Annotated in this window: 30 protein-coding genes and 3 pseudogenes; 18 read left to right on the top strand and 15 right to left on the bottom strand. The window is 36.8% G+C overall.

Translation table 11 applies throughout. The features are described from left to right. The first annotated feature begins 34 nt into the window (after positions 1-34). From GJU41_RS22015 to GJU41_RS21990, 6 genes are read left to right on the top strand one after another with little or no spacing between them, the layout of a single operon-like run. The gene (locus GJU41_RS22015; protein WP_154319596.1) at positions 35-508 is read left to right on the top strand and encodes a YhcN/YlaJ family sporulation lipoprotein; all 474 of its coding nucleotides are present in this window, start codon (positions 35-37) and stop codon (positions 506-508) included. Between the two features lie 16 nt (positions 509-524). After that, positions 525-1,004, top strand: a complete 480-nt coding sequence (gene spoVAC / locus GJU41_RS22010) for a stage V sporulation protein AC (RefSeq protein WP_154319595.1) — start codon at positions 525-527, stop codon at positions 1,002-1,004. After that, a complete protein-coding gene (gene spoVAD / locus GJU41_RS22005) occupies positions 1,004-2,014 on the top strand; it encodes a stage V sporulation protein AD (protein WP_154319594.1) in 1,011 nt (336 codons plus the stop codon). Before spoVAC ends, spoVAD begins: the two co-directional genes overlap by 1 nt. A 5-nt stretch (positions 2,015-2,019) precedes the next feature. After that, the gene (gene spoVAE, locus GJU41_RS22000; protein ID WP_145584932.1) at positions 2,020-2,370 is read left to right on the top strand and encodes a stage V sporulation protein AE; all 351 of its coding nucleotides are present in this window, start codon (positions 2,020-2,022) and stop codon (positions 2,368-2,370) included. A 12-nt stretch (positions 2,371-2,382) separates the two neighbouring features. Next, the gene (locus GJU41_RS21995; RefSeq protein ID WP_154319593.1) at positions 2,383-2,589 is read left to right on the top strand and encodes a DUF1657 domain-containing protein; all 207 of its coding nucleotides are present in this window, start codon (positions 2,383-2,385) and stop codon (positions 2,587-2,589) included. Positions 2,590-2,622: 33 nt separating this feature from the next. Further along, positions 2,623-3,483 carry a DUF421 domain-containing protein gene (locus GJU41_RS21990; RefSeq protein ID WP_170292886.1) on the top strand — a complete coding sequence of 287 codons (861 nt, stop codon included), beginning with the start codon at positions 2,623-2,625 and terminating at the stop codon, positions 3,481-3,483. A gap of 241 nt (positions 3,484-3,724) precedes the next feature. Here GJU41_RS21990 and GJU41_RS21985 read toward each other — a convergent pair whose 3' ends face one another. The 4 genes from GJU41_RS21985 to GJU41_RS21970 all read right to left on the bottom strand — a co-directional run bounded on the left by GJU41_RS21985 (position 3,725) and on the right by GJU41_RS21970 (position 7,266). Then, on the bottom strand, positions 3,725-4,408 hold the full coding sequence (locus GJU41_RS21985; protein ID WP_154319592.1) for a DUF421 domain-containing protein: 684 nt from the start codon (positions 4,406-4,408) through the stop codon (positions 3,725-3,727). Between the two features lie 21 nt (positions 4,409-4,429). After that, positions 4,430-5,008, bottom strand: a complete 579-nt coding sequence (locus GJU41_RS21980; RefSeq protein ID WP_170292885.1) for a CBO0543 family protein — start codon at positions 5,006-5,008, stop codon at positions 4,430-4,432. Between the two features lie 224 nt (positions 5,009-5,232). Next, a complete protein-coding gene (locus tag GJU41_RS21975; protein WP_154319591.1) occupies positions 5,233-6,723 on the bottom strand; it encodes a phospholipase D-like domain-containing protein in 1,491 nt (496 codons plus the stop codon). A gap of 255 nt (positions 6,724-6,978) precedes the next feature. Beyond that, on the bottom strand, positions 6,979-7,266 hold the full coding sequence (locus GJU41_RS21970; RefSeq protein WP_224771482.1) for a hypothetical protein: 288 nt from the start codon (positions 7,264-7,266) through the stop codon (positions 6,979-6,981). A gap of 495 nt (positions 7,267-7,761) precedes the next feature. Between GJU41_RS21970 and GJU41_RS21965 the strand changes: the two genes are divergently transcribed. The 5 genes and pseudogenes from GJU41_RS21965 to GJU41_RS25510 all read left to right on the top strand — a co-directional run bounded on the left by GJU41_RS21965 (position 7,762) and on the right by GJU41_RS25510 (position 10,000). Continuing rightward, entirely contained in the window at positions 7,762-8,370 is a 609-nt protein-coding gene (locus tag GJU41_RS21965) for a cupin domain-containing protein (RefSeq protein WP_154319590.1), read from the top strand. A 73-nt stretch (positions 8,371-8,443) separates the two neighbouring features. Then, positions 8,444-8,734 (top strand): annotated as a pseudogene (locus GJU41_RS21960) (IS4 family transposase); the annotation flags it as partial. Between the two features lie 188 nt (positions 8,735-8,922). Then, positions 8,923-9,357, top strand: a complete 435-nt coding sequence (locus tag GJU41_RS21955) for a cell wall hydrolase (protein ID WP_154319589.1) — start codon at positions 8,923-8,925, stop codon at positions 9,355-9,357. Between the two features lie 141 nt (positions 9,358-9,498). Continuing rightward, a pseudogene (locus tag GJU41_RS25515) lies at positions 9,499-9,900 on the top strand (Tn3 family transposase). Next, a complete protein-coding gene (locus tag GJU41_RS25510) occupies positions 9,848-10,000 on the top strand; it encodes a Tn3 family transposase (protein WP_396653232.1) in 153 nt (50 codons plus the stop codon). The pseudogene GJU41_RS25515 and the gene GJU41_RS25510 overlap by 53 nt, the downstream one beginning before the upstream one ends. 1,174 nt (positions 10,001-11,174) lie before the next feature. On the opposite strand, the gene GJU41_RS21945 is transcribed toward GJU41_RS25510, so the two are convergent. Continuing rightward, a complete protein-coding gene (locus GJU41_RS21945) occupies positions 11,175-11,978 on the bottom strand; it encodes an ABC transporter permease (RefSeq protein ID WP_224771483.1) in 804 nt (267 codons plus the stop codon). Beyond that, the gene (locus tag GJU41_RS21940) at positions 11,956-12,735 is read right to left on the bottom strand and encodes an ABC transporter ATP-binding protein (RefSeq protein ID WP_170292884.1); all 780 of its coding nucleotides are present in this window, start codon (positions 12,733-12,735) and stop codon (positions 11,956-11,958) included. The genes GJU41_RS21945 and GJU41_RS21940 overlap by 23 nt, the downstream gene beginning before the upstream one ends. Positions 12,736-13,224: 489 nt before the next feature. Here GJU41_RS21940 and GJU41_RS21935 point away from each other — a divergent pair, with 489 nt between their 5' ends. Continuing rightward, the gene (locus GJU41_RS21935; RefSeq protein ID WP_154319587.1) at positions 13,225-14,214 is read left to right on the top strand and encodes an ABC transporter substrate-binding protein; all 990 of its coding nucleotides are present in this window, start codon (positions 13,225-13,227) and stop codon (positions 14,212-14,214) included. Positions 14,215-14,870: 656 nt separating this feature from the next. On the opposite strand, the pseudogene GJU41_RS25115 reads toward GJU41_RS21935, so the two are convergent. Continuing rightward, positions 14,871-15,016 (bottom strand): annotated as a pseudogene (locus GJU41_RS25115) (spore gernimation protein); the annotation flags it as partial. Between the two features lie 110 nt (positions 15,017-15,126). On the opposite strand from GJU41_RS25115, the gene GJU41_RS21930 reads away from it, so the two are divergent. Further along, entirely contained in the window at positions 15,127-15,306 is a 180-nt protein-coding gene (locus tag GJU41_RS21930) for a hypothetical protein (RefSeq protein WP_154319586.1), read from the top strand. 714 nt (positions 15,307-16,020) lie between these two features. After that, on the top strand, positions 16,021-16,563 hold the full coding sequence (locus tag GJU41_RS21925; protein WP_170292883.1) for a spore germination protein: 543 nt from the start codon (positions 16,021-16,023) through the stop codon (positions 16,561-16,563). Between the two features lie 495 nt (positions 16,564-17,058). Here GJU41_RS21925 and GJU41_RS21920 read toward each other — a convergent pair whose 3' ends face one another. Beyond that, the gene (locus tag GJU41_RS21920; RefSeq protein WP_154319584.1) at positions 17,059-17,637 is read right to left on the bottom strand and encodes a recombinase family protein; all 579 of its coding nucleotides are present in this window, start codon (positions 17,635-17,637) and stop codon (positions 17,059-17,061) included. Between the two features lie 443 nt (positions 17,638-18,080). Here GJU41_RS21920 and GJU41_RS21915 point away from each other — a divergent pair, with 443 nt between their 5' ends. Then, a complete protein-coding gene (locus GJU41_RS21915; protein ID WP_154319583.1) occupies positions 18,081-18,389 on the top strand; it encodes a hypothetical protein in 309 nt (102 codons plus the stop codon). A 320-nt stretch (positions 18,390-18,709) separates the two neighbouring features. Here the strand turns inward: GJU41_RS21915 and GJU41_RS21910 are convergent, their stop codons facing one another. Next, positions 18,710-19,102, bottom strand: coding sequence for a hypothetical protein (locus tag GJU41_RS21910; RefSeq protein ID WP_154319582.1), 393 nt, complete (start codon positions 19,100-19,102; stop codon positions 18,710-18,712). Between the two features lie 195 nt (positions 19,103-19,297). Here GJU41_RS21910 and GJU41_RS21905 point away from each other — a divergent pair, with 195 nt between their 5' ends. From GJU41_RS21905 to GJU41_RS21895, 3 genes are all read left to right on the top strand, one after another. Then, the gene (locus GJU41_RS21905; RefSeq protein ID WP_154319581.1) at positions 19,298-19,690 is read left to right on the top strand and encodes a hypothetical protein; all 393 of its coding nucleotides are present in this window, start codon (positions 19,298-19,300) and stop codon (positions 19,688-19,690) included. Positions 19,691-19,818: 128 nt separating this feature from the next. Then, on the top strand, positions 19,819-20,316 hold the full coding sequence (locus GJU41_RS21900) for an NUDIX hydrolase (RefSeq protein WP_154319580.1): 498 nt from the start codon (positions 19,819-19,821) through the stop codon (positions 20,314-20,316). Positions 20,317-20,356: 40 nt separating this feature from the next. After that, a complete protein-coding gene (locus tag GJU41_RS21895) occupies positions 20,357-20,950 on the top strand; it encodes a histidine phosphatase family protein (RefSeq protein ID WP_154319579.1) in 594 nt (197 codons plus the stop codon). Between the two features lie 320 nt (positions 20,951-21,270). Here GJU41_RS21895 and GJU41_RS21890 read toward each other — a convergent pair whose 3' ends face one another. The 6 genes from GJU41_RS21890 to GJU41_RS21865 all read right to left on the bottom strand — a co-directional run bounded on the left by GJU41_RS21890 (position 21,271) and on the right by GJU41_RS21865 (position 26,052). Then, entirely contained in the window at positions 21,271-21,789 is a 519-nt protein-coding gene (locus GJU41_RS21890) for a hypothetical protein (protein WP_154319578.1), read from the bottom strand. Between the two features lie 449 nt (positions 21,790-22,238). Then, the gene (locus tag GJU41_RS21885) at positions 22,239-23,075 is read right to left on the bottom strand and encodes an ArdC family protein (RefSeq protein ID WP_154319577.1); all 837 of its coding nucleotides are present in this window, start codon (positions 23,073-23,075) and stop codon (positions 22,239-22,241) included. Positions 23,076-23,818: 743 nt separating this feature from the next. Continuing rightward, the gene (locus tag GJU41_RS21880; RefSeq protein WP_066240292.1) at positions 23,819-24,457 is read right to left on the bottom strand and encodes a hypothetical protein; all 639 of its coding nucleotides are present in this window, start codon (positions 24,455-24,457) and stop codon (positions 23,819-23,821) included. A 317-nt stretch (positions 24,458-24,774) separates the two neighbouring features. Beyond that, entirely contained in the window at positions 24,775-24,981 is a 207-nt protein-coding gene (locus GJU41_RS21875; protein ID WP_154319576.1) for a hypothetical protein, read from the bottom strand. Then, entirely contained in the window at positions 24,978-25,496 is a 519-nt protein-coding gene (locus GJU41_RS21870; protein ID WP_154319575.1) for a hypothetical protein, read from the bottom strand. Before GJU41_RS21870 ends, GJU41_RS21875 begins: the two co-directional genes overlap by 4 nt. Before the next feature lie 112 nt (positions 25,497-25,608). Next, complete coding sequence (locus GJU41_RS21865) at positions 25,609-26,052, bottom strand: JAB domain-containing protein (RefSeq protein ID WP_154319574.1); 444 nt, start codon at positions 26,050-26,052, stop codon at positions 25,609-25,611. Positions 26,053-26,564 lie beyond the last annotated feature (512 nt).

The following is a 26,564-nucleotide window of genomic DNA, read 5'->3' as shown; positions in this document are numbered from 1 at the left end:
TTGTCTTCCAAAAGATAAAACATGAGGTGATTTCATGAAAGATATAGTAACTAAATTGACATTTTCCTTTTTATTACTAACAGCTATCGGACTTAGCTCAGGATGTGCCGGAAATCAGAATCAGTTTGCCAATAACAATGATGATGCAAATGTCGTAAGAGTACATACAAGCAAGGAAATCGATCAATCTGTTGCTAACCAAGCAAAAGTAAAGGTAATAAAAGAAGATGAGATTTCAGGGGTAAAGGCTGTGAATACAGATAAAGAGTTATTGTTGGCCGTAAAAGTCGATAATTTTGACAGGTTTCGATTAAAAGAAATTGAAAAGAAAGTGAAATCAGACTTAGAAAAAGAATATCCAGATTATAAAATCATCGTCTCAACCGACTCAAAAATGTATTTGGAATTGGAACAATTAGAAGAAAAACTGCAAAAAGATCATACCCAAATGAAATCATTAAAAAAATCTTTCGATAAAATTAAAAGTCTTATGAAGGAAAAAGCATGACGAAAGAGGGATAGGCATGTCGAATAAGCAAAAGAAACAATTAACACCTGTACAACAGGAGTATCAAACCCTTGAAGAGCAGCTGGAAACAAAAAGGCCAGTATTTAAAAATTGTATAAATGCATTTTTAACAGGTGGATTCATTTGCCTGGTCGGTCAGTGTATTCAAATGTTTTATATTTATTATTTTGATTTTACTGATCAAACGGCAGGAAATCCGACAGTTGGGACTTTAATTTTCATCTCTATGCTTCTTACAGGTTTCGGAGTCTATGATCGAATCGCCCAATTTGGAGGGGCCGGGTCTGCTGTTCCAGTTACCGGTTTTGGAAATGCTGTCATATCAGCAGCAATTGAACACCGAACAGAAGGGTTTGTGTTAGGTGTAGGCGGCAATATGTTTAAATTAGCTGGCTCCGTCATTTTGTTTGGTACTTTTTCCGCGTTTGTGATTGCTACGATCAAAACCATACTTATTCAGTGGGGTGGTTTGTAATGTTAATGGGCCATCGTACGTGGATATTTGAGAACAAGCCGGTCATTCTCTCCACTGGAACTGTCGGCGGGCCATTTGAAGCAGAAGGGCTGTTGTCTGAAGATTTTGATCTTCTTCATTCCGATTTATGGTTAGAACAAGATTCCTACGAGAAAGCCCATAAAGTTCTAATAGAAGAAGCCAGTCAAAGAGCGATTGAAAAAGCTGGTCTTCAAAAGGAGCAAATTCAGTTATTCCTTGGAGGAGACCTTATAAATCAGATTACTCCTACTAGCTTTGCGTGCCGGACATTAGGGACACCCTATCTTGGATTGTTTGGTGCCTGTTCAACCTCAATGGAGGGACTGGCTCTTGGCGCCTATCTTGTGAACACCAAAGGCGCCAATTATTTATTAACAGGAGCATCCAGTCATAATACAGCGGTTGAAAAACAGTTCCGCTATCCAACAGAGTACGGTGGACAGAAACCGCCTACAGCTCAATGGACCGTAACTGGTGCAGGAGTTGCTTTGTTAGGTCAATCAGGAGAGGGCCCTCGTGTTACATCTGCTACGATTGGCCGTGTCATTGATATGGGAATGACCGATCCATTTAACATGGGTGGTGCAATGGCTCCGGCTGCGGTTGATACGATTGAGGCTCATTTAACAGAACGAAATCTAGATCCCTCCTACTATGATTTGATTGTAACAGGAGATCTTGGTCAGATTGGTCACGAAGTTTCACTTGATTTATTTAAAAAACATGGAACCCCAATAAATGAAAAACAGTATCAGGACTGTGGAATGATGATCTACCGGGAAGGGCAGCCAGTACTCGCTGGAGCCAGCGGGCCGGCATGTTCGGCAACGGTCGTATATGGTCACTTATTAAACCGAATGAAAAAAGGTGAGTTTAAACGCATTTTGGTTGCAGCGACTGGTGCTCTATTATCGCCTTTAAGCTTTCAGCAAAATGAAACGATTCCTTGTATTGCTCATGCGGTGTCGATAGAATACGGAGGTGAATAACAAGTATGATTTTCTTTTGGGCTTTTGTCGTAGGCGGTTTGATTTGCGTAGTTGGGCAAATTATGTTTGATGTGTTTAAACTCACACCTGCACACACATTAAGTACATTCGTTGTCATTGGTGCCCTTCTTGATGGATTTGGTTTATATGAACCGTTCATCGATTTTGCAGGAGCAGGAGCTACTGTTCCGATTACGAGTTTCGGAAATTCCCTTGTGCATGGCGCGATGGAAGAAGCTGAAAAACATGGATTAGTCGGTGTAATATCGGGAATGTTTGAAGTGACAAGTGCCGGTATTTCTGCTGCCATCATTTTCGGAATGATTGGCGCTCTGCTTTTTAAACCTAAAGGATAAGGAGGATCCGTAATGACCATCGCATCAGATGTGAAACAATGTTTTGCTCAGCTAAAAGGTATAGAGGCTGATCTATCAAGTTTAGCGTTACGGACTCAAGCTAATGAATCAAAACGTACATTACATGAAACCATGATGATCGTGCATGAAATATCTGCAGATTTAAAAAAACGAATTGGGGAATTGGAGCGAGAAGAGTCTCAATATAAAGGTTTTTAGGATAAACCATTCTTAAACAGGAGGTGTTAAACAGTGCCTGAGTGGTTAGATGTAGTAGTACGGGCATTATTATTTGTAGTTGTCTTATTTCTAATTACAAAATGGTTAGGTAAAAAGCAGCTTTCCGAACTTTCATTTTTTGAATATGTCACTGGCATTACAATTGGAAGTATTGCAGGAGAAGTTGCTATGGGGCTTGAAAAAAACATATTTCACGGGATAATCGGAATCTTGATCTTCGCTGCAATGCCTTTTTTAGCAGGTTTGATTTCTTTAAAAAGCAAAGCCTTTCGCGATTTTATAGAAGGGAAAGCAACCGTTTTTATTAAAGATGGGAAAATCATGGAAGAAAATTTAAAAAAGGAAAAATACACAACGGATGAATTGCTGGAATTGCTTCGAAATAAGGATGTCTTCCAAGTGGCTGATGTGGAATTTGCGTTATTAGAGCCGACTGGGGAATTAAGTGTTCTGTTGAAAAAAGAAAATCAGCCTTTAACTCCGAAAGATGTAAACTTGAATGTTGCTTCCATTAAGGAACCCCAGACCGTCATTATGGATGGAGAAATCTTAGATGAGCCGCTGTCTACTAGTGGCCGAAGCAGAAATTGGCTGAAAACGGAACTGGAAAAACTGGGAGTTACCATTGAAAATGTTTTTCTTGGACAAGTAGATTCTTACGGTCAATTAACCGTTGACCTCTTTGATGATAAACTTCAAGTCCCATCTCCTCAAGAAAAACCTTTAGTTTTCGCCGCAATGAAAAAATGTCAGGCGGACTTAGAGCTGTTTGCACTTGGAACTGAATCAAAAGAGACAAAGCATATGTATAGTGAAAATAGTAAAAAATTGCAAGAGGCTATTGATAAAGTGACCCATATTTTAAGAGGTTAGAAATATACTCTGCATCATGATAACCAAATGCATTGTAATGAATATAATAAATATTGGGTATATGAATTAAAGCATATGTTAGTCAAAAAAATCATTTCGTCTATCTGTGACCTCCTTTTTAAAGGAGGTTTTTTTATTTTGTTAACATGCGAAATAATAAGGATAAAAATTAACAATTTTTATCCTATTTTACATGAGAGGAATTAAATTAAACTACAGAAACAAAAAAATGAAAAAAATGTTATTTGGGACTTATATGTATACCTTCATTCTCTCGCCAATCTGCGTAGAATATACTTTTTACATTATCATATCCATTGGTAGTTAATTGATTATCTAACCATTGTTGATCAAGTCCAAGGTCATATAAGTTATCCCATAATACTTCTCCATCTATAATTATTGATGTTGGGAGGTCTACTGAACTTTCTGGGAGATTGAGATCTTGCTTGTTAGGTTTTTGATACTTGGATTGTAATAATATACTTATTTGCCCATTAGCTTCCAATATTCCGTATTTGACTTCACGAACAGAAAAAACATGATTTTGTCGAAGTATACTCAATACTTGATTCACATCCAGTTTGTTCTTTGCAAGTAACTTTCTGTCCATAATACCATCCCGTATAACTATATTAGGATTTCCTAATAAGAGGGAACGTGTCGATTTATTTTTTAGAGTCAAAAATTCTATTCCCAACATAAGAAGCGTCCACAATCCGATGGCATATAAAAAATGAAAAGTACTTACCTTATCTTCATAAATGGTATTCCCTAAAAAATCTCCAAGTACTAACACAAAAACTAAGTGAAACGGGGTTAACTGATAGATGGATGTTCTTCCTGTTACGAGAATGATAAAAAATAAGGTGCCAAAACCTACGATGGTTTTGATCGTCAATAAACCAATATTAACTTCTTCCAAAGTTTTTTCCTCCAATGTTAATTACTTAATTGTAAAATCTTGAGCTTTATATAAAGAGACTAGTTTTAGTATTAAAGCTCGAGTTCCAATACCAACGAGGATGTAATATATGAATGAATAACTGTATCTCCACTCTATATAATAAACAAGTTTGACCCATTCACAAAAAGGTTCACCAATAAAGGCGAATGATAGTGCCATAATGATTTGGGCTATTACAAAATATTTCCATGATCTAAAATATTGATATAACAACATGTAAGCTACAGGTACCAATGAAAAATCAAAAGGAAAGGCTCTAGGAATAATAGGTAAGAATGAAATTGGATAATCCCAAAACCTATATTGTAAGCCAACTATATCTAATAAGGTTGTTGTTATGATTATTATGGTACCAAACAACAAAATTTCTAAAATCATGTCTCGTTTAACGAGTTTAGCCCATATAACCCAAGGCACAACTAAAAAGCCAACTAATATCCACCATTCCCAAGTTAAAAACTCATTCTTTAGCCAATCATTTAATTCTAAAAGGTACAGTTTATCTTCTAAAAAACGTATTTCATTAAAATTTCCAAATATATTATCTATTGATATCACCCCTATATTTAGGTAACAAATATTTTTGAATTCAACCTTTTTGACCTACCTTTTTAGTATTACCTTTTTTAGTTATGAATTTCCATCGTAATTAAGAAAAACCCGTGTTAGAAGTACTTCTAACACGGGTTTTCGATTTTTTTAAATAAATCAGAAGCATTTTAAAGCAACAAAATTTTTAAAATCTAGATTTAAGATAGAACAATAAAAAGAGGATATATCACTTATAATAATGGAGAAAGCAGGCGGGCACCCTGTTCAATAATGCGCTCGGTCAAGGATCGTTGCAACAAGTCTTCAATTCTTAATGGTACAGAATCATTAAGATCAAGCTCGAATTGATGTGTAAGTTCTTTCGCCACATCAACACTATACAGGACTTGACACACCTCATAATTCAGGCGAAAACTTCTCATATCATAGTTTGCTGCACCTACTTCTGCAATTTCCTCATCTATGATCATCACCTTCGCATGTAACATTCCTTTATCATACTGGTAGATTTGGACTCCAGCTTCTATAAGTTCCCCGTAATAGGTACGGCTAGCAAATCCCACTATTTTTTGATCAACGTGGCGAGGAACCAGCAATCTTACGCGTAAACCACGAGCCACAGCTGTCTTTAATGCCATGATAATATCTGTTTCCGGTATAAAGTAGGGTGTCGTTATGTCAATCGTCTTGGTTGCCTGTGTTATACATATAAAGTAAGCTTGACGAATAACTGGGGTAGGAATTCCAGGGTTTCCTTCCAACGTATGGATATACGCTTTGTGCAATGTCCCTGTTGGGTATATGTCCATCACTTTACCATCTATTGTGCTCAACTCTGATCCTAATTCGGCAGACCATCTGGAAAGGTCTACTCTTCCGATTGGATTGGTTTTCGTTACATCAGATTTTGTTTCCAGATTTGTTTTCGATTTTATCCGTTCTGGCACAGCAATATTCCAATGAACGTCAAAGACAGTCTGCAAATCGGCAGATGCTTCTCCTATGATTTGCAAATGAGTATCCCGCCAGAACCCAACTTTAGGATTCAATCCTGTATATTCATAACCTACATTCATGCCGCCAGTAAATGCCTTCTTTTCGTCAACCGTAACAATCTTACAATGATCCCGGTAATTCCAATTGGACAAAATCCAAGGAAAGCGTAAAGGAAATATAGTTCGGCATTCTATCCCTGCTTCTATCATCTGAAGGATTCTTTGACGCGGAAATTTTTTGCTTCCCCAACCATCTCTAATAAAACGAACCTGCACTCCGTTTACTGCTTTTTCGATCAGCAGTTCTGTGATGAGATTACCTATTTGGTCATCCCGATAGATATAGTATTCTAGATCAATGGTTTTTTGAGCTTTTTGTAGGGATTTGATGAGTTGTTCATACTTTGCTATTCCAGTGTTAAATACTTGGACTTGGCCGACTCGAAGTCCATGTACAGTGTAATGCCGTAATGCATCGGCGATTACCGATGCTGAACCACTATATGTATCAGGTAATTTGTCAGGCTCATTTTGAGTAGAGGTCAATCTTTTCCGATGAATAAGCTTAGGATTTGATATGCTAAGGTATAACCAAAAACCAATGACAGGCAAAACAAGAACGACTATTATCCAATTCAAAGCCTTGGCAGGCCGACGCACTTCCCAAATTGCTATAAATAAGATAAGAAACGCATTTAACAGATATAGATAAAAAATCCATTCCAACTTAAAATTCCTCCTTAGTTTTTCCCTTAACATTTACAAACTATGTTATGAGTATACGTTCGGAATACGAAGGATTGTTGAAAAGCCTTTTCTTATGAGACACCCTAGATAATTTTGTAATTAGTTTGTTTTGTCACATTGATTTTAACATTGGAAATGGATCGAAAAACAAAAAGGTGGTTCATTTCATATTACTTCTATATTAAACCTGATTTCTTCCGAAATTCTGCTGTAGCTGACTAAGTATATTCGATGTTAAAAAGACTCCAACAGGGGCAAGGTAGTACTGCTAACGGGAGATCCGGTAAGAGTTCTATCGGTTGTAGCAATCCATGTTCCGTATTCGCCTGCTTGTAAAGAAGGAGGTTTCATGATTATCCTCCCATTTAAAATAAAATGTCGAATCCTAATTTGAGGTTCATCAAATAAAGTTAAGTTTCCTGAATATGTTGCATAAGGTGAATCAAATCTTATTTGTTTGGTGTTTTCATCCCAAGACCCATTAATTGGAATAGGTATACCACGGAAAATTAACAGTACCATTTATCCAGTTACCTATAATAGAGTTAATGGTAAGTAACCCCCAAACGATTGGTCTACCAGCTATAGCAGCATGGATACCCCATTTTGATGGGAATGGAATAGTAACAGTTGTTTGCTGTTCAGTTTGCAACACTAATCTCCCCTTAATTTAAAGAATTCTACTACCATGGATAATGAACCAATCCAGTATATGCATCACAAGCTGAATAATCCTTAATTTTTTTCATTTCTAATGCTGTTGTGAAAAATGTAGTAAAATCAAGGTTGTACTTTTGGATTTATTTTGCACTTTTTAATAATTATTTTGCGTGAATAGAAAAGATCATCCATATTAGTCCTGCTAATATGGATGATCCTTTTATAATTTTTCCAGAAACAATAAATTCCCAGCCCTAAAGGCAACATAATAAACAATACTTTCTTTAAGCTTGGCTCAAAGTACATTCCCTTCACATAGTGCATAGGATAATTGATAAAGCTGAAGGGAATGAGAAAATGTATTACGTTCCATATATGCATCCTTATCAATATCCTAATTATGTTAATGTACCAACGTATAGCTATGGAAGACAGTCTGTTTACTGGACAATTCCTGATCAGGTAGAGCATACTAACAGATTTGGTCCTTTTCGCTTACCCAATGGTGATGGGAATATTTCGTTAAAAGATTATGGACCCACCCCATTTGTTATTAATATTAATGAGGCAACTAAACAAAACAATATGTATCGTACCGCTTTGTGGACAGGAACACATTTACAAGTTACATTAATGAGCCTTAATGTTGGCGAAGATATTGGTTTGGAAATGCATCCTGACGTTGATCAATTCTTACGAGTTGAACAGGGGCAGGGGATTGTTCAAATGGGTAAGAGCAAAGATAATCTGAATTTTGAAAGAAGGATCTTTGATGACACTGCAATAATGATACCTGCTGGAACATGGCATAATGTAACCAATACAGGGAATATCCCATTAAAACTTTATTCCATTTATGCACCACCACAACATCCACGTGGAACAGTTCATGTAACAAAAGCAGATGCAATGGCTGTGGAAGAAGGAACCAGTCAAAGGGGTTCAGCCACATGCCCATCAAGCTAAGGTGAATTATTATCCCCTAAACGAAAAAAGCGCTATCCTTTCTGTAATATGATGGAAAGGATGGTGCTTTTTTATGTCTCGAGTTGTTTCAGATGAGCTGAACCTCTTTTCGCTTGAGTTACAACAATCTTTGTCTCCTCATGTCCTCAAACAACTGGCCAAAAAAGAAGGTTTTGTACAAAGGTCCAGTAAGTATCAAGCAAAAGATTTAGTGGCTTTATGTGTATGGTTAAGTCAAAAGGTAGCGAATACTTCCTTAACTCAGCTATGTAGCTGTCTAGAATCTTCAACTGGTGTCTTAATGAGTCCTGAGGGACTCAATCAACGATTTAATTCTGCGGCAGTCAGTCTCCTGCAAAATTTGCAACTTTAGTTAATAGAGATTGTGAAGATTTCACAATTTTTGTTTTTTGAATAATTTTAATGACGATTGATGACTCCAGGACTCAGTTCAGTATTTGTTGTCATTAATTAAGGCCATATATCTTGATAACAAGTCTTCCGGATAATAAGGGCGGGAGCTTTTTCATACAATATTTTGGAGGTGAAAAAATGCCGAGAATAAAATACACAAGGACCGATGTTGCCTTAATGGCAAGAATGATGAGAGCGGAAGCCGTAGGAGAAGGGAAACAAGGAATGTTGTATGTCGGAAATGTAATTGTTAATCGTGGCGTAGCGGATTGTTTAGATTTTAGAGATGTAAGAACAATTCGACAAGTTATTTTTCAAGTACAAGGAGGAAATTATTCTTTTGAAGCTGTCCAAAAAGGTAATGTATTTTATCAAGGAGCGAGATCAGTTGAAAAAAGATTAGCAAAAAAGAATTTGGATTTTTGGAGGCAGCACCCGGCGAAATATTCTCTTTGGTATTTCAATCCATACGGTCCATGTCCTCCAACATGGTACGGTCAGCCTTTTGCTGGTCAATATAAAAATCATTGTTATTATGAACCCGCAGCTGGAACATGTCCCAGTGTTTATTAAGTTATTATATTTATCCAAGAAAATAAGTTTATGAAATATTGTACTTAAACCACTGGTCACTTCATAGAAAAAAAGAATGACAAAAAAGAAAGCAAATCACTTAACATTCATAAATCTCGTTTATCAAGGACTAATAACACCATGCGATGTCTCTGTAGGAATAAAAGCATTTTTTTTAAATTGGAATTCAAAAGGTGGAAGTGTTCGAGTGCGAATTTGACAATTCCCCAGCTAGAAAATTTACTCCGTTGTAGAATTAATACAAAGATTATTCAAGAAAATTTTGACGACGTCCTCCGTTTAGCCCATTCTATTCGAGAAGGAAAAGTATCCGGCTCGCTTATCATGGGAAAATTAGGTTCTTAGCAAGGCAGAATAAACTAGCTACTGCTTTACGTGAAATGGGGAAGAATCGAAAAGACCAATTTTATTTTGGATTACATGTCTAATGAAACTTTACGTCGTAGTATTCAACGAGGATTAAATAAAGGTGAGGCTATGGAATGGCCTTACGAGATCCTTGTTTTTTGGGAAATGGGATGAATTACGAGAAAGAGGATTGCAAGATCAGCTTCAACGTGCCAGTGCATTAAACATTATAATTAACGCCATTAGCGTATGGAACACCGTATACCTTACTTAAGCCACAAAATTGCTTGAGGAAAAAGGAACTTTACGAGAAGATTTACTAAAGCATATTTCCCCTTTTTGATGGGAACATATTAATTTCCTTGGCAAATACACTTTTAATATGAAGAAAGTAGCAAGCATAGATTCACTTAGACCTCTTCATCAATAAATTAAAGCCGAAGATTCCTTGGCGTAGGAAAACTCGGCTTTCTTTATGTCGAAATTTGCTTAGCGTATGTTTCCAGAGTTTATTATACCATGAAAATCAGGAGTATTTAAAGTATTTTAAGAAGAAAAATTAAGTGAAAAGCTACTTTGAATACTTGATATCTTAACTCAGTAAACAATATATTCAACGTATACAATGTAGTGATGTCTTAACACTGAGAAGGCATCGAATACCTTATCCTAAATAACAAAGGCTTAATACGCCTTTAGGCGTTTTAGTTGCCTTCAAGGCATAAACTGGTTGTAGAATTTAATGATGCGAGGACGATTGTTAAGACGAATACGTTATATACATGTCTTCAATGTAAAATGCTTATGAAATCAAGGACTTTTTACTCCAAGTATAGATAAACGCGGATTTCGTACGCTAAGGCTAAATACCCCTTAAAATAAAAGTTCTTTGTACTTTAATCTCATTTCGACAATACAACATAAATTAAATTGTGTTGTATTAAACAGCTTTTATTACTGCTGATAACGCCCTAAGGATATTGGTAATTCATTTATTTTTTGTAACAAACATTGAAATAACTCGATATTATAAGATATCTCCTCTCACATTTCATTGTATTCTTTCTTCTACTGTAAATTTAGCCATGTTAAAACCCCGTAAATGTTAGATTTGTGTCTAACATTTACGGGGCAGTTCAAAAGGCAACAATGGCTTTTTTTCACAAAAACAATTTGCCGATTATTTAAAAGAGAATGGATTGAATTATGATAAACGGAAATTGAATGTGTACTATCATCGAGGCAAGATACCAGAACCTGATTTGTGCGGGGAATAGGAAAAAGCCTTGCTGCAGGAATGGATCCAAAAAATAGAGGTACCTGTCATTTTTGAAGACACAGGAGAAGCAAACCGCTATTATCATCTCATTCGTCATTATTTGGGTCTCTTTCATTTTTTTAAAATTATTCTCTATTGATCATGTTGATGGGACTGATAACCGATCTCTTTATCTATTTTTAATTAGTTTTCGTTCAAGTATCTCGATAAGTTGGTACATAAATGTCGCAAGGACTGCAATAATGAGGAGGCTGAGCATGACAAGGGTGAAATCAAATACTTGGAATCCGTATATGATCAAGTAGCCGAGACCTTGTTTTGAAACAAGGAACTCCCCGATAATTACACCAACCCAAGCAAGACCAATATTTACTTTTAGGACTGAAATAATCGCTGGGAAACAGGCGGGAAGAACGACTTCTTTATAACATTGTAACTTCGAACCACCAAATGTTTGGATTACTTTAAGATAGTTTGGCTCAACAGTTATGAAAGCAGAGTATACCACAATTATTGTAATAATAACGGTAATCAATATACCCATAGCAAGAATAGATGTGAAATTCGGTCCAAGTGCTACAATTAATAGCGGACCAAGCGCAACTTTTGGTAGAGCATTTAAAATGACAAGATAGGGTTCAAGCACTTTTGAGAGGAATGGTATCCACCATAAAAGGGAGGCAAAAAGGGTACCTAACAAGGTTCCAAACAAGAAACCGAAGAATGTTTCGGATAGTGTAACTCCTAAATGAGGAAATAAACTTGCGTCACTAACCATATCCATAAACAGAAACCCTATCCGTTTAGGCGAACTAAATAATAACGGATCAATCCACCCATTATTTGAGGAAACTTCCCATAATCCCATAAACGCAATAAAAATAAAAATCTGGACAAACAATACAGTTCGTTTTTCTTTTTTTATACGTTGAAGATAATCCGCATGTGCTTTATTCACTGTCGTTTTGTTCAATGTGCTCCAACTCCTCCCAAATTTGCTGGAACATCAACGAGAAATCAGGATGCTGTCGAGCCGCAAAGGGGGGAAGCTTCCTTAGCGTTTCCGGAATTTTAAAGGTACGAAAGATACGTCCGGGATTCTTTGAAAATAAAATGATCCTTTCACTCATAGCAATGGCCTCACTGATGTCATGTGTAACAAGGATTGCGGTTTTGTTATGCTCAGTTAATGTAACTGAAACTAAATCTTCAAGCCTTAGTTTCGTCTGGTAATCGAGTGCGGAAAAGGGTTCATCAAGCAGCAATATCTTAGGGTTGGTAGCAAGTGTCCTAACAAACGCCACCCGTTGCCGCATGCCGCCTGAAAGTTGTGATGGATACATATCTAAGGTACCCTCTAAACCGACTTCTTTTAGTAACGAAAAGGTGTTGGATACATGTTGTTCGTTAAGCTGATCTCTTAATTTTAATCCGAGAAGCACGTTTTCTTTGACTGTTTTCCACGGGAACAGGTAGTCTTGTTGAAGCATATAGCCGATTTTTGGATGTGGCCCTTTAATGAGTTGACCGTTTAGAGTAACAGAACCCTCTGTGGGAGGAAACAATCCCGCAATAATCGATAAAACTGTCGTTTTTCCACAACCACTCGGACCAAGGAAGGAAATAAATTCTCCTTCTCGAACAGATAAAGATATATCTTCTAAGGCCTTTGTGCCCGATCGTTTTGAAAAATAGGTTTGACTAATGGAATTTAACTGTAAAAAGACCACGACGATCCCTCCAAAACTAGGATAATAATAAAATGTAAACTCTAACATATCAACAATAGTTGCTTTTAGGAAAAAGAATAATACTTTATCATATGGTAGTTTTGTAAAAAAGATTGGATGTTTTACCGATTAAGATAAGCTTTTATTTATTGTTAGATAGTTGGGAGACCATTTTCCTGCATCCATTTTTATTCCACCTCTAAAAAATAAAAAATCCATCATAATCTTCCACTACTATCGGTTCAACTAGTAATCCTTTTATCTTGAATTCTTTCGATAAATAGGTAATAAGATGTAGTTGTATGCGTGGATTTGGTAAGGGAAGAAACTGACAATCTATAATTGTTTCATCTGTCAAAATTAACATCCCCTCTAAAAGCTTATTCTAGGTAGGAATTCACACTTTTTTTCACGTCTCATACTTTACAAAGGCATACCTTACTGAAATTTTTATTATTAATGGTGCTTATCACCAAGGAGGGGCTTTTCATGAAAAAATGGCTAACAGGATTAATACTGTCCTTTGTATTAGTCTTATCACTAAGTGCTTGTAATCAAAACAAGGTGGAGAAAATTCGTTTAGCTGAGGTGACACACTCCATCTTTTACGCTCCCCTGTATGTAGCAATGTCTGAAGGTTTTTTTGAAGACGAAGGATTAGATGTTGAACTGACTACAACGTGGGGTGGAGATAAAACAATGACTGCACTATTGTCAGATGGGGCAGATATTGCACTTATCGGCTCAGAAACTTCAATTTATGTATCAGCACAGGGCTCAAAAGATCCAGTTATCAATTTTGCCCAACTCACCCAAACCGATGGGACGTTTCTTGTTTCACGAGAGAAAATTGATAACTTTAGCTGGGATCAGTTAAAAGGGAGTACATTTCTAGGTCAGCGAAAGGGTGGAATGCCGCAAATGGTTGGAGAATTTGTCTTAAAGAAAAATGGCATTGATCCAAAGAATGATTTGAATCTTATTCAAAACATAGATTTTGCAAACATACCTAGTGCATTTGCTTCTGGAACTGGTGAATACGTTCAATTATTTGAGCCAACAGCAAGTATCTTTGAAAAAGAAGGAAAAGGTCATATCATTGCTTCTTTCGGTAATGAATCTGGAAAAGTACCTTATACAACCTTCATGGCGAAAGAAAGCTTTTTAAAAGAAGACAGTGAAACTGCATCTAAGTTCACAAAAGCAATTTATAAAGCACAGCAATGGGTTGAAGAAAATAGTGCAGAAAGAATTGCAGCATCCATTGCCTCACAATTTGAGGATACTGAACAAGATATTATTACGACAGTTGTAGAGCGCTACAAAAAACAAGATTCGTATGCAACAGATCCAATTCTAGATGAAGAAGAATGGATAAATCTTCAAGAAATAATGAATGAAGCAGGTGAGCTTCCAAAACGGGTCGACCATGATTTCCTTGTAAATACATCGTTTGCTGAGGAAGCAACAAAAAAGTAAACAGTACCTGGTATGTCTTTCTTAAATGGTCCAGAATGTCAAACAACATACTAACCTCCTTGAACGCCAAGGAGGTTTTGGTTTGATTATATTCCTCTAAGAAAATAATTGTTATGTAAACTAACTTTGCATAGGGTATGCACAATAAGTCAGCTTCTAATTGAAAGAGCGCTGGTAACTTTTCAAATCGACTAATACGTTGGAATCTAGAATTGTTATTTTTAAATTATTGGGAGATGGTCGAAGATCAGCATAAGAAGACAAAACATATAGCGTCAAAAACATCTTTGAGAAGATGGATTTACGTGATGCCAATGGATAATTCATTGTTTGAGATGTTCAATTTAACAGGGGTACTATTTTAATTATGGCTATTTTAGAAAAAGGAATCGAGCGTTTATGGTGAGCGAAACTTCTCTCAGGATAACCATTGAAGAATTTTTTTATTTGTCCTGCTTTAGTGCTTGGAATAGGGCTCCACAAAAGGAGGAAACTATAAGCTGCTTTTCTATCGAAGAAAGAGGCTATTTATTATAATAAACTAAGCTGTGAAAAGCTCACAGCCTTTTGATTGATTATTTAAGTTGGACGCTTCACTACTTCAAAATTATCGACAAGCAACAATCAATTTTGCGGAAATGCTATACCAAGTTTCCATCTTGGAACCCATATTTCTCTGCAGCAGATACGTTTTTTTGATAAAACGGTCTTGAACAGCTATGTCATTCAATAAGATACGACCCAGTTCATCACTGAATCCGTCGACTTCCTGATTCGTAATCACCATCATAAGTACGTTATTGAAGATCAACCATTGTTTTGTAATTAGGTTTATTTATTTTCATTATAATAAAATTCATAATGGATATATTATAAATGTTTTTAATAAAAGATAAATAAGGAGAAGGGTTTATGAAATATTCTGGAGAAAACTTTGAAAATTTGTTTGGAGTAATAAAGAGAGCAAGGTTAAAAAAAGAAATAGAAAATTTGGGTCAATATTTTGAAAACCCCATCATACATAGGGAAATACATGGGGATAAAATATATGTCCCCTTAAATCTGGATAGAGTTTGGAATCAGATAAGTTAGTTATAACATAGAATCCAACATTAAGTTTATTAGTAGGGAACTTAACTTATTTCGAAGAATTAATTACAAAGGTTTTGAGATTAAACAAATACTATAAAGAACTTATGCGGAATATTTCATGAATAATGAATGCCTTTATATATATATTGAGAGGGTGGAGATTCTGATCCTAAAAAAATTGAGAAGTAATGAAATACATTTCATTATCATTAGTGCAATAGTTATAGCTTTTTTTAATGTTTTATTTTTTGATTCTTGAAAATCTTAGAATCACAGCAATACGGCAGCTTCATGGGTCAATCTGGTTATGGTGGATATCAACCCATGAAGGGTTATGCTGGATCCAACGGATAACAGAGTACTTTTTAAATAAGTAAAAACTAAATACGCCTGGTGTTAAGATGTCGTGTTTGCTGTTGGTCTTTAGCAGTTTAACTCCTTATAAAAATAACTAAGCTTTTATAGTAACCCTAAAATAACTTTTATAGGCATGAGTACACGGTAATCTACTGGACTCATGCCATATTTTATTTGAATGATGGCTCTGCCTTAAGAATTCATCAGTGTTAGCTTGATGGGCATGTGGTAGGACGCTTACCTAAGACAAAAATCCTTTTTCCTAAGATACAAATGTCCCCGGTTATATTCATGCCTACTTGGAAATAAATAGAGGAAGGCATGTATGCCCAGCCAGGAGGGAAAGGATGCATAACGGTGTATAAAAATAAAAAATCCAAATCTCCAACTTTAAAGACAAAATTAGAAGAGCACTTGCAGGGAAATGCGGATTGTAAGTTTCAAACGTTAACCAGCAACAGCAAGCAAGTGGAGCTTATCTATATAAAGAGTTTGTGTGAAGAGCAGAAAATTCAGGAAATAGTGGTCAAGGCCTTTTTTGAAATTGAGGATCTTAAAACCTATGAAGGCTATCTAAAAAGCGTCGAAGGATTTGTAGAATTTAAAGATGAACCAGAAATGCTAATGCGAATTTACAGAGGTTGTGTTGTCATCTTTATTGCTGAAAAGGTGTTGCTGGTCCGCCTTAACAAATATGAAAACAAAGGTGTGCTTGAGGCGAGCACCGAAGCGACGATTCAAGGTCCGCAAAAAGCATTAAGTGAAAGTCTTGAGCTCAATTTGAACCTTGTTCGTAACCGCTATCATCAAACAAGTCTCATGACCGAAAAAATCAATCCAGTGGAAAGCCTTAACCAGCTTACTACTATACTGGTTTCTCCACAAGTATTCCCCCCCTAATCATAAACAATATATAAATACCCGACTTATAGGTGGCTAAACAAGAAGTATGTGGAAATAAACCTCAACCTTTTTAATTAATTATCTTGTAAAAAGAGAAAACATGTTTCCTGAATGATGTCCAATTTTTTTTTGAAATGAATAGTGAAATCAACCCTAACACGAGTAGACAAATACCAATATAAAGTGATGGTACTTCAATAAATGCAAATAAAAATAGATAAATGCTCAAGGCTAACAAAAGCCATCCCATAATAAATAAGATGTTCGAATAAACTTCTCGCATGGAATTCAACCTTTCTATTAATCTACTTTTGACTTTATTCTAACGATAACCTAAAATTCGGAAAGTGATCGGATCAATTTTACATAATGAAGCTATATGAGAACCTTACTGAAGCTTTTCAATCAGGTTTAAACCTGATTTTTAACTTTAGTTGATATAACAAAAAGGCTGCACATGTAGTAGCATCCTTAAAGGGTTTGGTTTACACTTTAATATTTTTTAACTGTAGCATATAACGTAGAACGTGGAACACCGGTCGCTTTGACAATGTCGTTTACACTCATTCCATTTGTTTTACGCTCCTTATAAAGCTTAACAGCTCTTTTTAATGTTTTTTCATCTTGCCCAGGTCTACCCATATGTTTCCCTTGTTTTTTTGCTCGTTCTCGACCTTCGGTCGTACGTTCAACAATCATGTCACGTTCAAATTGAGCAAATGATCCTAAAATATTAAACAACAGCTGCTGCAAGCTATTTTTGCTTTCACTTGATCCATCAAATTCCATAGCTTCTTTTATAAACTTAATTTTTACTCCTTTTTGGGCCAATTCTTGAACAATTTTATTTAAGTCCATAATGGAACGGGCTAAACGATCAATCTTTGTAACAACCAATGTATCTCCTTTTCTAACAAATTCCATAGCTTCTTTGAGCTGTGATCGTTGTTGGGTACTTGTACCTGTAATTTTTTCAACAAATAACTTTTCGCAACCTTCATTTTCCAAAATTTCCTTTTGTGTTTCAAGATCCTGTCCAGTAGTAGAAACTCTTGCGTATCCAATTAACATATGTATCTCCTTTTTGTCTAAAAGTCTTATACCTTCTGCACTTATAATTATAGACCAACTTTTAGACGCTAAACAAGAAAAAATAGAAGATAAATAGGGTCTCTTTTTTGTTAGTCTAAAAGTTTTAACTTTTGGATGATGCAATTAAAGTTTCATTATCATTTGTAATACATCTTAGCAAGTTAATCATCTTTCCCTTTTTGTTGTTGATCTGAAATAAAGTTCAAAAAGATTGATAAAACCCTGTATTAATATAGGGTTATTCTTTTGACCCTTAAACTTCATCTGTATTCAATTAAAGGGCCTTTAATGGAACAAACACTTATTGAGCAGTTAAGAAAGGTAAAGTAAAAAAATCCTTACTTTTATATTTTTAAAGGGATATTTGATTCGGAAAAGAATTAGTTTGTAAAGTGGATCATTGAATAATACGGAGGTATGAAATGAATAAACGAAGATGCTATATGGTAGTAGCAGAATGTAAAGAAAAAATAACCTTACGAGAAGCTAATTCTTTATTTAATAATTACATTGCAAATAAGAGTAGGGGACATTGTGTATTTCATGACCACTTCCTTGATATACCTGGTGGAATAGCTTTTTTTGAAATTAATAGTAAAGAGCAAGAAGAATCATTGTATATGAAAAATGAATTACCAAATTGGGAACTAAATATTCATCCCTTAATTCTTTCAAGATCTGCTTCTGGTTTCGTTTATCAACTTGATTATACTAGTTCTCAATACGGATGAGTTCCTATTTCAAATTTATTAGAACGTATAGAAGAAGCTGAAAAGAACAATATAGACCCTTCAGACTCATAATTTTTTTGGACTATCGGGCGCTATTATTAAATAATTAAATCCCAATTTCTCATTTATATCACAGTTCTTCCAGTTCTTCTGGTTCTTCATCGTAAAATGCCTTGTTGCTATAAACCATTCTAACAATCTTCAGCAATCGGGCGCTTTAATGAAGTAACTAAAGCCTAATTTCTCGGTGTTAAAAGCGAGAAATTAGGCTTTTTTATATTTGGATTTCCTTACCATTGTAAATCCATATTTTCCTGATGTTACTCCTTAGCGTAGGAAAAATCGGATTTTTTATCCTGAATTTCTCTTAGCGTATGTTTTCCGCGTTTTGTTGGTAGGACCCCTAAGACAAATCCCTTCTTATTCTCTTCAGAGATGTAGTAAAGGGGTGTAAAGTCTCCAATGATTTGATGTTCCGTTAACTTCACATAAATATCAAACAGACTTTTATAACTTGAACTTCTTTCGGACGCAATATCCTTAATGTGAACAAACTGATACCCAGCTAATTTCAAATGGTGCGTGTCTTCAAAGTCATTTGTAATCGTTTGGATAATGGTTTGTTCGGTTATTTTTCCTTGTGCATTTGCCGGCCCTGAATTTAATAATAAACCAATCATTACTGCACACAATAAATAAGCTAGTCTTTTCAAGTGTACTCACTTCCTTTGGATTTGTCGCCCTTATTTTTCCACTGAAACCATTCCTTATACTCATAATGTGATATTCCGCAATCTCACCACCTTGTATTGTTAACAATGTGCAGTTTGATGATTTCTGATCAAGCATTAATTATAAAAATTTCGGAGAAAATACTTACAACCATAACAGCTAGAGGTGGAGTCTTTATGAAAAAGCTAATGATAATACTGCTGCTGATTGTAGGATTATTTTCCTCGTTTTCAGATGTAAACGCTAATGGAAATTACACGAGTCTGGTTCCAACCAAAGAAGAACTGCTTGAAGAAACATTATATAGCAGGTACTACCCCTTTCTTGGTAAAACCTACTCAGATTTTATTCTGTGCCCAAGAGTAGAAATTGAAAGAATAAACGGTGATTCAAGAAGACATATCATATATGCAAGTGCTTTAAACTACGATGGGCATCACGGGGATGTCCCATATGATAAAATTTATTTCTTTTTAATTGATACTCCGGAACAAGGTGTGAAAATCAATAAAGTTACAATACAAAAAAGTATTTCTGAGAAAGAAAGCATTAAACAGTGTACGAGGTAGGGACATTTACTTATTAAACAATCGGGGCGTTAATCCAAGAAGGGAGTGACGCTTCTTTTATTGAAATCAATTGGTGTAGAAAGTTTACAATAGATGGATTTGGGGGAGTTGCTTTGAAGTTTAGACATATGGCTGTAGCATTTCTCATAAATGAGATGGGACAAATCCTTTTCTTACAAAAGGGTGCTAACAGCTCTTTTCTGGCCGGTCATTTAGTTCCCATTGGTGGGCATATAGAAGAAAATGAAATGAGTTTGCCTATTGAAGCTTGTATTAGAGAAATAAAGGAAGAAACAGGCTTAAATATATCTGACATAAGCAATTTAAAACTGAGATACATTGTAATGAGAATTAAAGATGTAAGAGAAGTCAGAACACAGTATGTCTTTTTTGGTGAAGTTAAAGGTGCTGCAAAATTAACTGAAAGTGAAGAAGGTTCCTTATCTTGGATCGATTTTGATAAGATTCCAAAACATAACGTTTCAGCTACAACTAAAGAAATCGTTAGCCACTATAAAGCATTAGATATGCCTACTGAAAAGGTATTCGTTGGAGCAATGAAATCTAATAAAGGCAACCCTCAGATAACCTGGTCATTACTAGAAGATTGGGAGCGAACATATTAGGTCTCAGGTTAAATCTCTATTAAATGGAAGGAAAGATTAAATGACAAATGTATGTCTAGTTAGACACGGAGAAACAGAGTGGAACCGCCTTGGGAAACTACAAGGGAGGACTGATATTCCATTAAATTTACAAGGGAAATTACAAGCTCAAGAGTGTAGGAAATATCTGAGAGATTTTGAATACGAAATAGTCATATCAAGTCCATTAAAAAGAGCTTTAGAAACAGCTCAGATCATAAACGAAGGTGAAAAGAGCCAAGTCCTCGTGATGAAAGAATTTATAGAACGGGATTATGGAGACGCGGAAGGTATGACGATAGAAGAAAGACAATTAGCTTTCCCAGATAAGAATTATCCAAATCAAGAAAGCAGAGAATTCCTAAATGAACGGATTACAAACGGACTAACAAAGATAAACCAGGATTATAGTGACAGCAACATAGTATTAGTTGCCCCCGGTGCAGTAATAAATGCTATTTTAGCTCATATTTCAGATGGTGAAATTGGATCGGGTAAGACAAAGCTAATAAATGCCTGTGTTAGTTCAATTGAATTCATTGAGGAAAAATGGAGAGTAAATCATTACAATCAAATCACGCACTTATCTAAATATAGTGAAAAAGGGAATTTATAATTCGCAGCAGTTTCCTAAAAAACTCAATTAGACTTATTTAACAATCGGGGGCGATTGCTGAAGAAGGCTAAAAGTAAATGACCAGAAAAATCTGGTCGTTTTTTATTGTCATTCACCCGTTACTGATCAAGTTGACTTTGTTTCTTATTTTAATAAACTGCATGTTGGACACCTCATGCTTTTGACCATTTAAACACTATTAATGCAATCAAATAACTCCGGGGATCAACCGGAGTTATTCAGTAACATACAATACTCAAGCACAAAGAGTATTTACGAATACTTTACCTAATTTCTCCTGCGTTTTGAAGGCCATAACATCACGCTTTCATTTCTTTATTTCTCTGCTGGCGGATTACCATTGGTTTATGCTTATCCTTTTTCATATAGTCTACGTATTTTGCCAAATATCCATCAGTGATTCGATGCGGAACATACCCCAACCGCTGACGAATAATGTTTTCCAGAACAAACATTTTACGTGTGATCTTTTCGTATTCCGTTCCACTATATTCTTCAGACTCTTTAAACTCATCCGTATTACCTTGCTTGCGTGCCTTATAAAAGGTGTTCAGATAACGATATAACGCTGTTCTTTCAGCTCGTGCATATTTCAATAAACTAAGCAACTCGAAGGTCGATAGCGTCATTAATTCCGGCGTTGTCCTCTCAAGATGGACTTCTAGCGCAAAATCTCTTACACGAACTGAAATTCTTTCATGATTGCGTTGCACAAGCGTCTCTGGAACGTTCATTACACAAAAATTACAATAGTATTCTCGCTGCTGCACCAGTTCGCTACCACAATAAGGACAAGTAATAACACTTTGATTTTTCATATCAACTTTACTCCCTTCAATCTTTTGAACGGATAAGCACCCATTTATGACTCGGGCGCTTACGACTTATGCCATTGAAATTTGCCTGTTTCTGAACGTTCTAACTAAATTACACCATTTAGGCACTATTTTAACAATTTATTAGGATACTCTTCACGTTCTCTTCGTAATCTTGCTTCAAAATAGTTAGTTGCTCGACTTAATTGAAGAAATGATCCTATCCTTGTTCTTTTTCGGTAAACACGATAATAACTGCTTCCATCCTTACGAATTGAAAAATCTCCTTCTTTCCTTACGATAATCGTCTTTCCTCCTTTTTCAATTTAATTCCCACTGGCAATAATGAGAATTAAATAATAGCTTGAATTTATTTTTTATATGGTCATCTTCCTTGCTCGACAGGAAGATGACCGATCCTTTGTGCTTGTGATGTTATAGGTTACTGCTTTTTACTCGCCTTCAGGTTCTTCTTCTCCTAGAATGTAATCCGCTGCTTTTTGGGCTTGTGCAGCTGCTTGAACCACGAGACGACTGTCTTCTTTCAATGACCTTAGCCAAGAATGGATATAGCTGGCGCTATTACTAATGGTGTTGTTGTCAATACCCGCAACACCGCAAAGCATTGCAGCCCCCATTTCCGCCACTAATTCTTCCTTGGAATATACTTCATCTCCAAAGGCTACATTCTGAGTGGTCACTCCTGAACGAGCTAGCCGATTTTTGTGCCCTGTGCTGTGCACCATTTCATGAAACAAGGTACTGTAGAATTCTTCGACTTTTGGAAAATCCTTTAATGGCGGGCAATTAATTTTATCTAGCGTTGGATAGTAAACGGCTTTTCCTGAATAAAATGTATAATCAGGAGCGTTGATATAGCCTTTATAAATTGCTTCAGCTTTCTCAATTGGATCATGGTCGAATGACGTTTCTTTTCTTTTACTTTCCAACCCCTCCACCTGGGAATTGATCTCAAATACTCGGTAGTACCGAAGGTAAGGTATTTTTTCGACTTTTCCACTTTCGTCATCTTCTTTCTCTAACCACTTCCAGAAGACCACGATGTGCGATTTCTCGCCTTTTCTTACCTTTCCACCAGCTTCTTGAATTTGCTTATATGTCGCATACTCTCCGGAGTCTAAAAGAAAAACATTGATCCCCCTATACGCCTTTTGCGTTTTCCAATTGACCGCACCCCCGTTAATCCAAGGCTTACGCCAAGGTACAACTCCTTTTTCTAGCTCTTCCATGACCTTCTCTGTAACGATCTCATACACACTTTTTTTCATTTCGTTTTTCCTCCTTTTGATTTTTGCCTTCCGAAGCGAAAGCTTTCCCCAAAGGGAAGGATTTTGCCCCTTTGACAGGAGAAACGAACAATGAGCATAGAGAAGGAGTCAAGGGAGCTCTTAGCGGAAAAGTTTTTTATGTTGCGAAGCGTGTTTCATAAAAAAGTTTTATGCCCCTTGACTTGTTTTCTATCCGACTTAGCTTCCAGCAGGTTGAGGGCAAAGCCTAGGAGGCTCGACCTGCTGGAAGGTTAGCTCGGATTGTGTGATTGTACGATTCGGAAGGCAAAGGGCAAAATCTTATTCAATAGCAGCCGTAGGGCTGCTTTCCACTTTAGGTTTTATTGTTTTAAGATTTTCGGCTCGTGCGGTACGGCCAGAAGGGCAAATGGATCAGGAACCTACAGATTGTAGGCGAAGTATGAGCCGTACAAGGTGTGGTTATCGAGCCATTTAGTGCCGTCAGCGACACGTTACAGCCTGTTAAAAAGCGTTCTTTGCTTTTTTACAGGTTGTCGTGCAGCCGCCCAAGAAAAGTTTTAAATCGTTCAAAAGCCTTTTCTCAAGAAAAAAATTCCGCCTAAAGGCGAATGCAGTCATGACAACAAATCTTTTTGCTTAAAGCAAAAAAGAGAGAAGGATTCATCCTTCTCTCTGATCACTAGTTTATACGTCCTTAGAAACCTGAAGTCATCTGAACGATCCCTTTTATGCAGCTCCTACGAATTGTTGAACGTTTGCAATCATTTGTATTTCTCTAACCAGTGGGAAACCATCCCTTTCACATCCCCTGCTTTTTCTTTCATATCTTGAAAAATCATATCCATCAAGGTAAACCAAGATATTTCCTCACTGTAAGGATTATTTTTATTGATGTATTTCAGCACATGTTTAAGCTCCTTCATCCTTGCCTCGTCTAAGTGTTCCTGAAGGGATACTTTCACAAAGGCGTTCAACAAATTCACATTGCGTATACTGGCATCCAACAATAAAGCTGTTGCTTTGGACGGCGTGACATCCAAAGCAGAAGATAAAACATAAATATCCTCATAAGACGTTTGGGAGAAGCGAGCTGTGATCCGTTCGTTTTTTCCTGGTTGGCATTTCCGCTGCAAGGATTCTCTTCCCCATTCCCCTATAAACACTGTACTCATGAATTGGTAATCTCGTCTGAAGTGCTGCGATAAGTGTTCAATGACTTTTCTTGACCTTAACCCCTTTTCACACAAAAGAACGGCTACGTCCTTTACAGGTGTATGTGTGATATAAGACAAGCTATATATACAATCTTTAAGATTGCTAGAAATTGTCGGCTTGATGTCGCGTTTTGCATCTGATCTTTTCTTCCTGTTCTTCGTCATAACGGCCTCTTCTCTCTCCATTCCTACCCCTCTTTTCCCCATTTTCACTTAGGACAGTGTCAGAGTGTCCTAGACTTTGTTTTATATATATGGGGGATGGGGGATAGATATGTTTAGATTTTCAAAAACCCGTCCATACTTTTATTAAGAGTAATAGCAAAGGGGAAAAAGAAATGAAAATGTCGAAAGAAGAAGCACAGGTACTAGCTAAAAAAGCGATTGAACAAAGCATAAAGAGGGGCATACCGCTTAAAAACAAAAAGAAGAAACAGGCGTAATACCGCCTGCTGATAAACGTTCGATCTTCGGTCAACCAACCCGGAGATCGATTTTTTTTATTAAAAGGACCTTGATAAGCTCACTTTTCTATACAGAGCGATCACTCGTTTGTTCTCTCTTTCCCATTCTTCATTCCTTAACATTGGAATCTGGTAGACCTGCTCCATTTCCGTCATGAGCTCAGCCAATCTTTTGTCTTTTTTATCCTGAGGCCAGTCGGCATGAATAATCTCTTCATAGCGTTGATTATATTGAACAAGTGTCATTTTTTTGCCTCCTGTTGGATGGATCCCATTCGATTTATCTCTTGTTCTGCATATTTCTGAACTGTCTCATCGGACCAATACTTCACTCCGCCTACAACAAGATCGGGATGCGGTACTTTCCCGCGTTCAAAATATAAATTCAACTTCTGTCGATCGTACCGCAGCCCTTGTTCACTTAAGTAGTCAGCAAACTGACTCATGCTTTTATAGTGAGATCCTTCACGAATCAGGGAATACGTTGGCTTCTGAATCAAATACGTATCCTTTCTGAAATATTTCGTTATCAACTCCAGGGCAAATTCAAGCCAGCCATTATCAAGGTGACGATACAGCAAACCAAGATCAAACGTCTCCTTTTCCGGATCTTCAAAAAACCACGCTAACTGTAAAAATGTTGCCTGAACATCATCTACTTCCTTCAGCGCTTCATTGACCAACAGCATGTTTTCATAGGCATGTAGTTTATCCTCAAGCTTAGGAAACTTCTCAACAATTCGACGAGTTGCGTTTTTCATGTCTCACCCTCCTGTATACTTTGTATACAAAGTATACACCATTTTGTATACAAAAAATTTCAATATAAATGGCAGAAACGAGCAAAAAAAGGGAGGGTTTCCTCCCTCTCTCTTACAATCTAGCATGCTCTTTCAAGCTGTAGTATTTGGCTTTCGTGTTAATGATGAGATGATCTAGCACCTCAATCCCTAGGATCTTTCCGCATTCTACAAGCCTTGATGTCACTTCGATGTCTTCTCGAGACGGTGTGACATCTTGACTGGGATGCTGATGGCTAACGATGATTGAGGCACTGTTGTTTAGGATTGCGGACTTAAATACCTCTCTTGGCATGACGATGCTGGCGTTTAATCCTCCCACATGGCAGCGATGCACCGCAACGACTTGATTCTTCGTGTTCAGACACATCACAAAGAACACCTCACGATCATCATCTCCAATAAATTGAGCTGCAACATCCGCCGCATCCTGTGGCGAACGAATTACGAACTTTTCGCTTGCCTCCACTTCCTTGATTACTTGTTTAATCCTCACTAGTTCATAGATTGTTTCCATTTTACTCTCTCCCTTCCGCGTTTGAGGAAACCTGAACAATTCGCGCAAACAGGGGGAAGGGTTCGCTCACGAAGAAGCGAACTTGCCAGAGAGGGGTAGGAAAAGGCCATGATTTACGGACTTTTTCGTTAGAAAATGAGTGAAGCCCAATGACTTAGCCAGCGTTAGCTTGCGTACTTTGCAAGGTTACGGTGGTTTAGCCGACTTGGCTTTGCCGTTTCTTTCCCCGAACGCCCGCCCTTCCGGCTGTCATAAGCGAAGTTGTTACACTGAAGAGAACGAAGGAAGGAGAAGGGCACCGCACCCATCGCGGCGAAAAGCAGCCCGAAAGAGCTGCCGCCGACTAACGTCAAGGGTTCGATGCCCGAAGCCGTTATATCAAAGCGATTTTTTCTGAGCTGGCGCGAGCAAGATCAGAAAAAGAAGCGTTTTGTATCAAGGCGCAGCCGGATACAGTCGGTTGTAAGGGGTTCGATGCCCCTTACAAGCGTCAACCTTAGTTGTTTCTATAA

The organism is Metabacillus idriensis (assembly GCF_009674765.1).
Taxonomy (GTDB): Bacteria; Bacillota; Bacilli; order Bacillales; family Bacillaceae; genus Bacillus_P; species Bacillus_P idriensis.
Note: the sequence above shows the minus strand (reverse complement) of the source record. Positions and strands in the feature narration are given on the sequence as shown.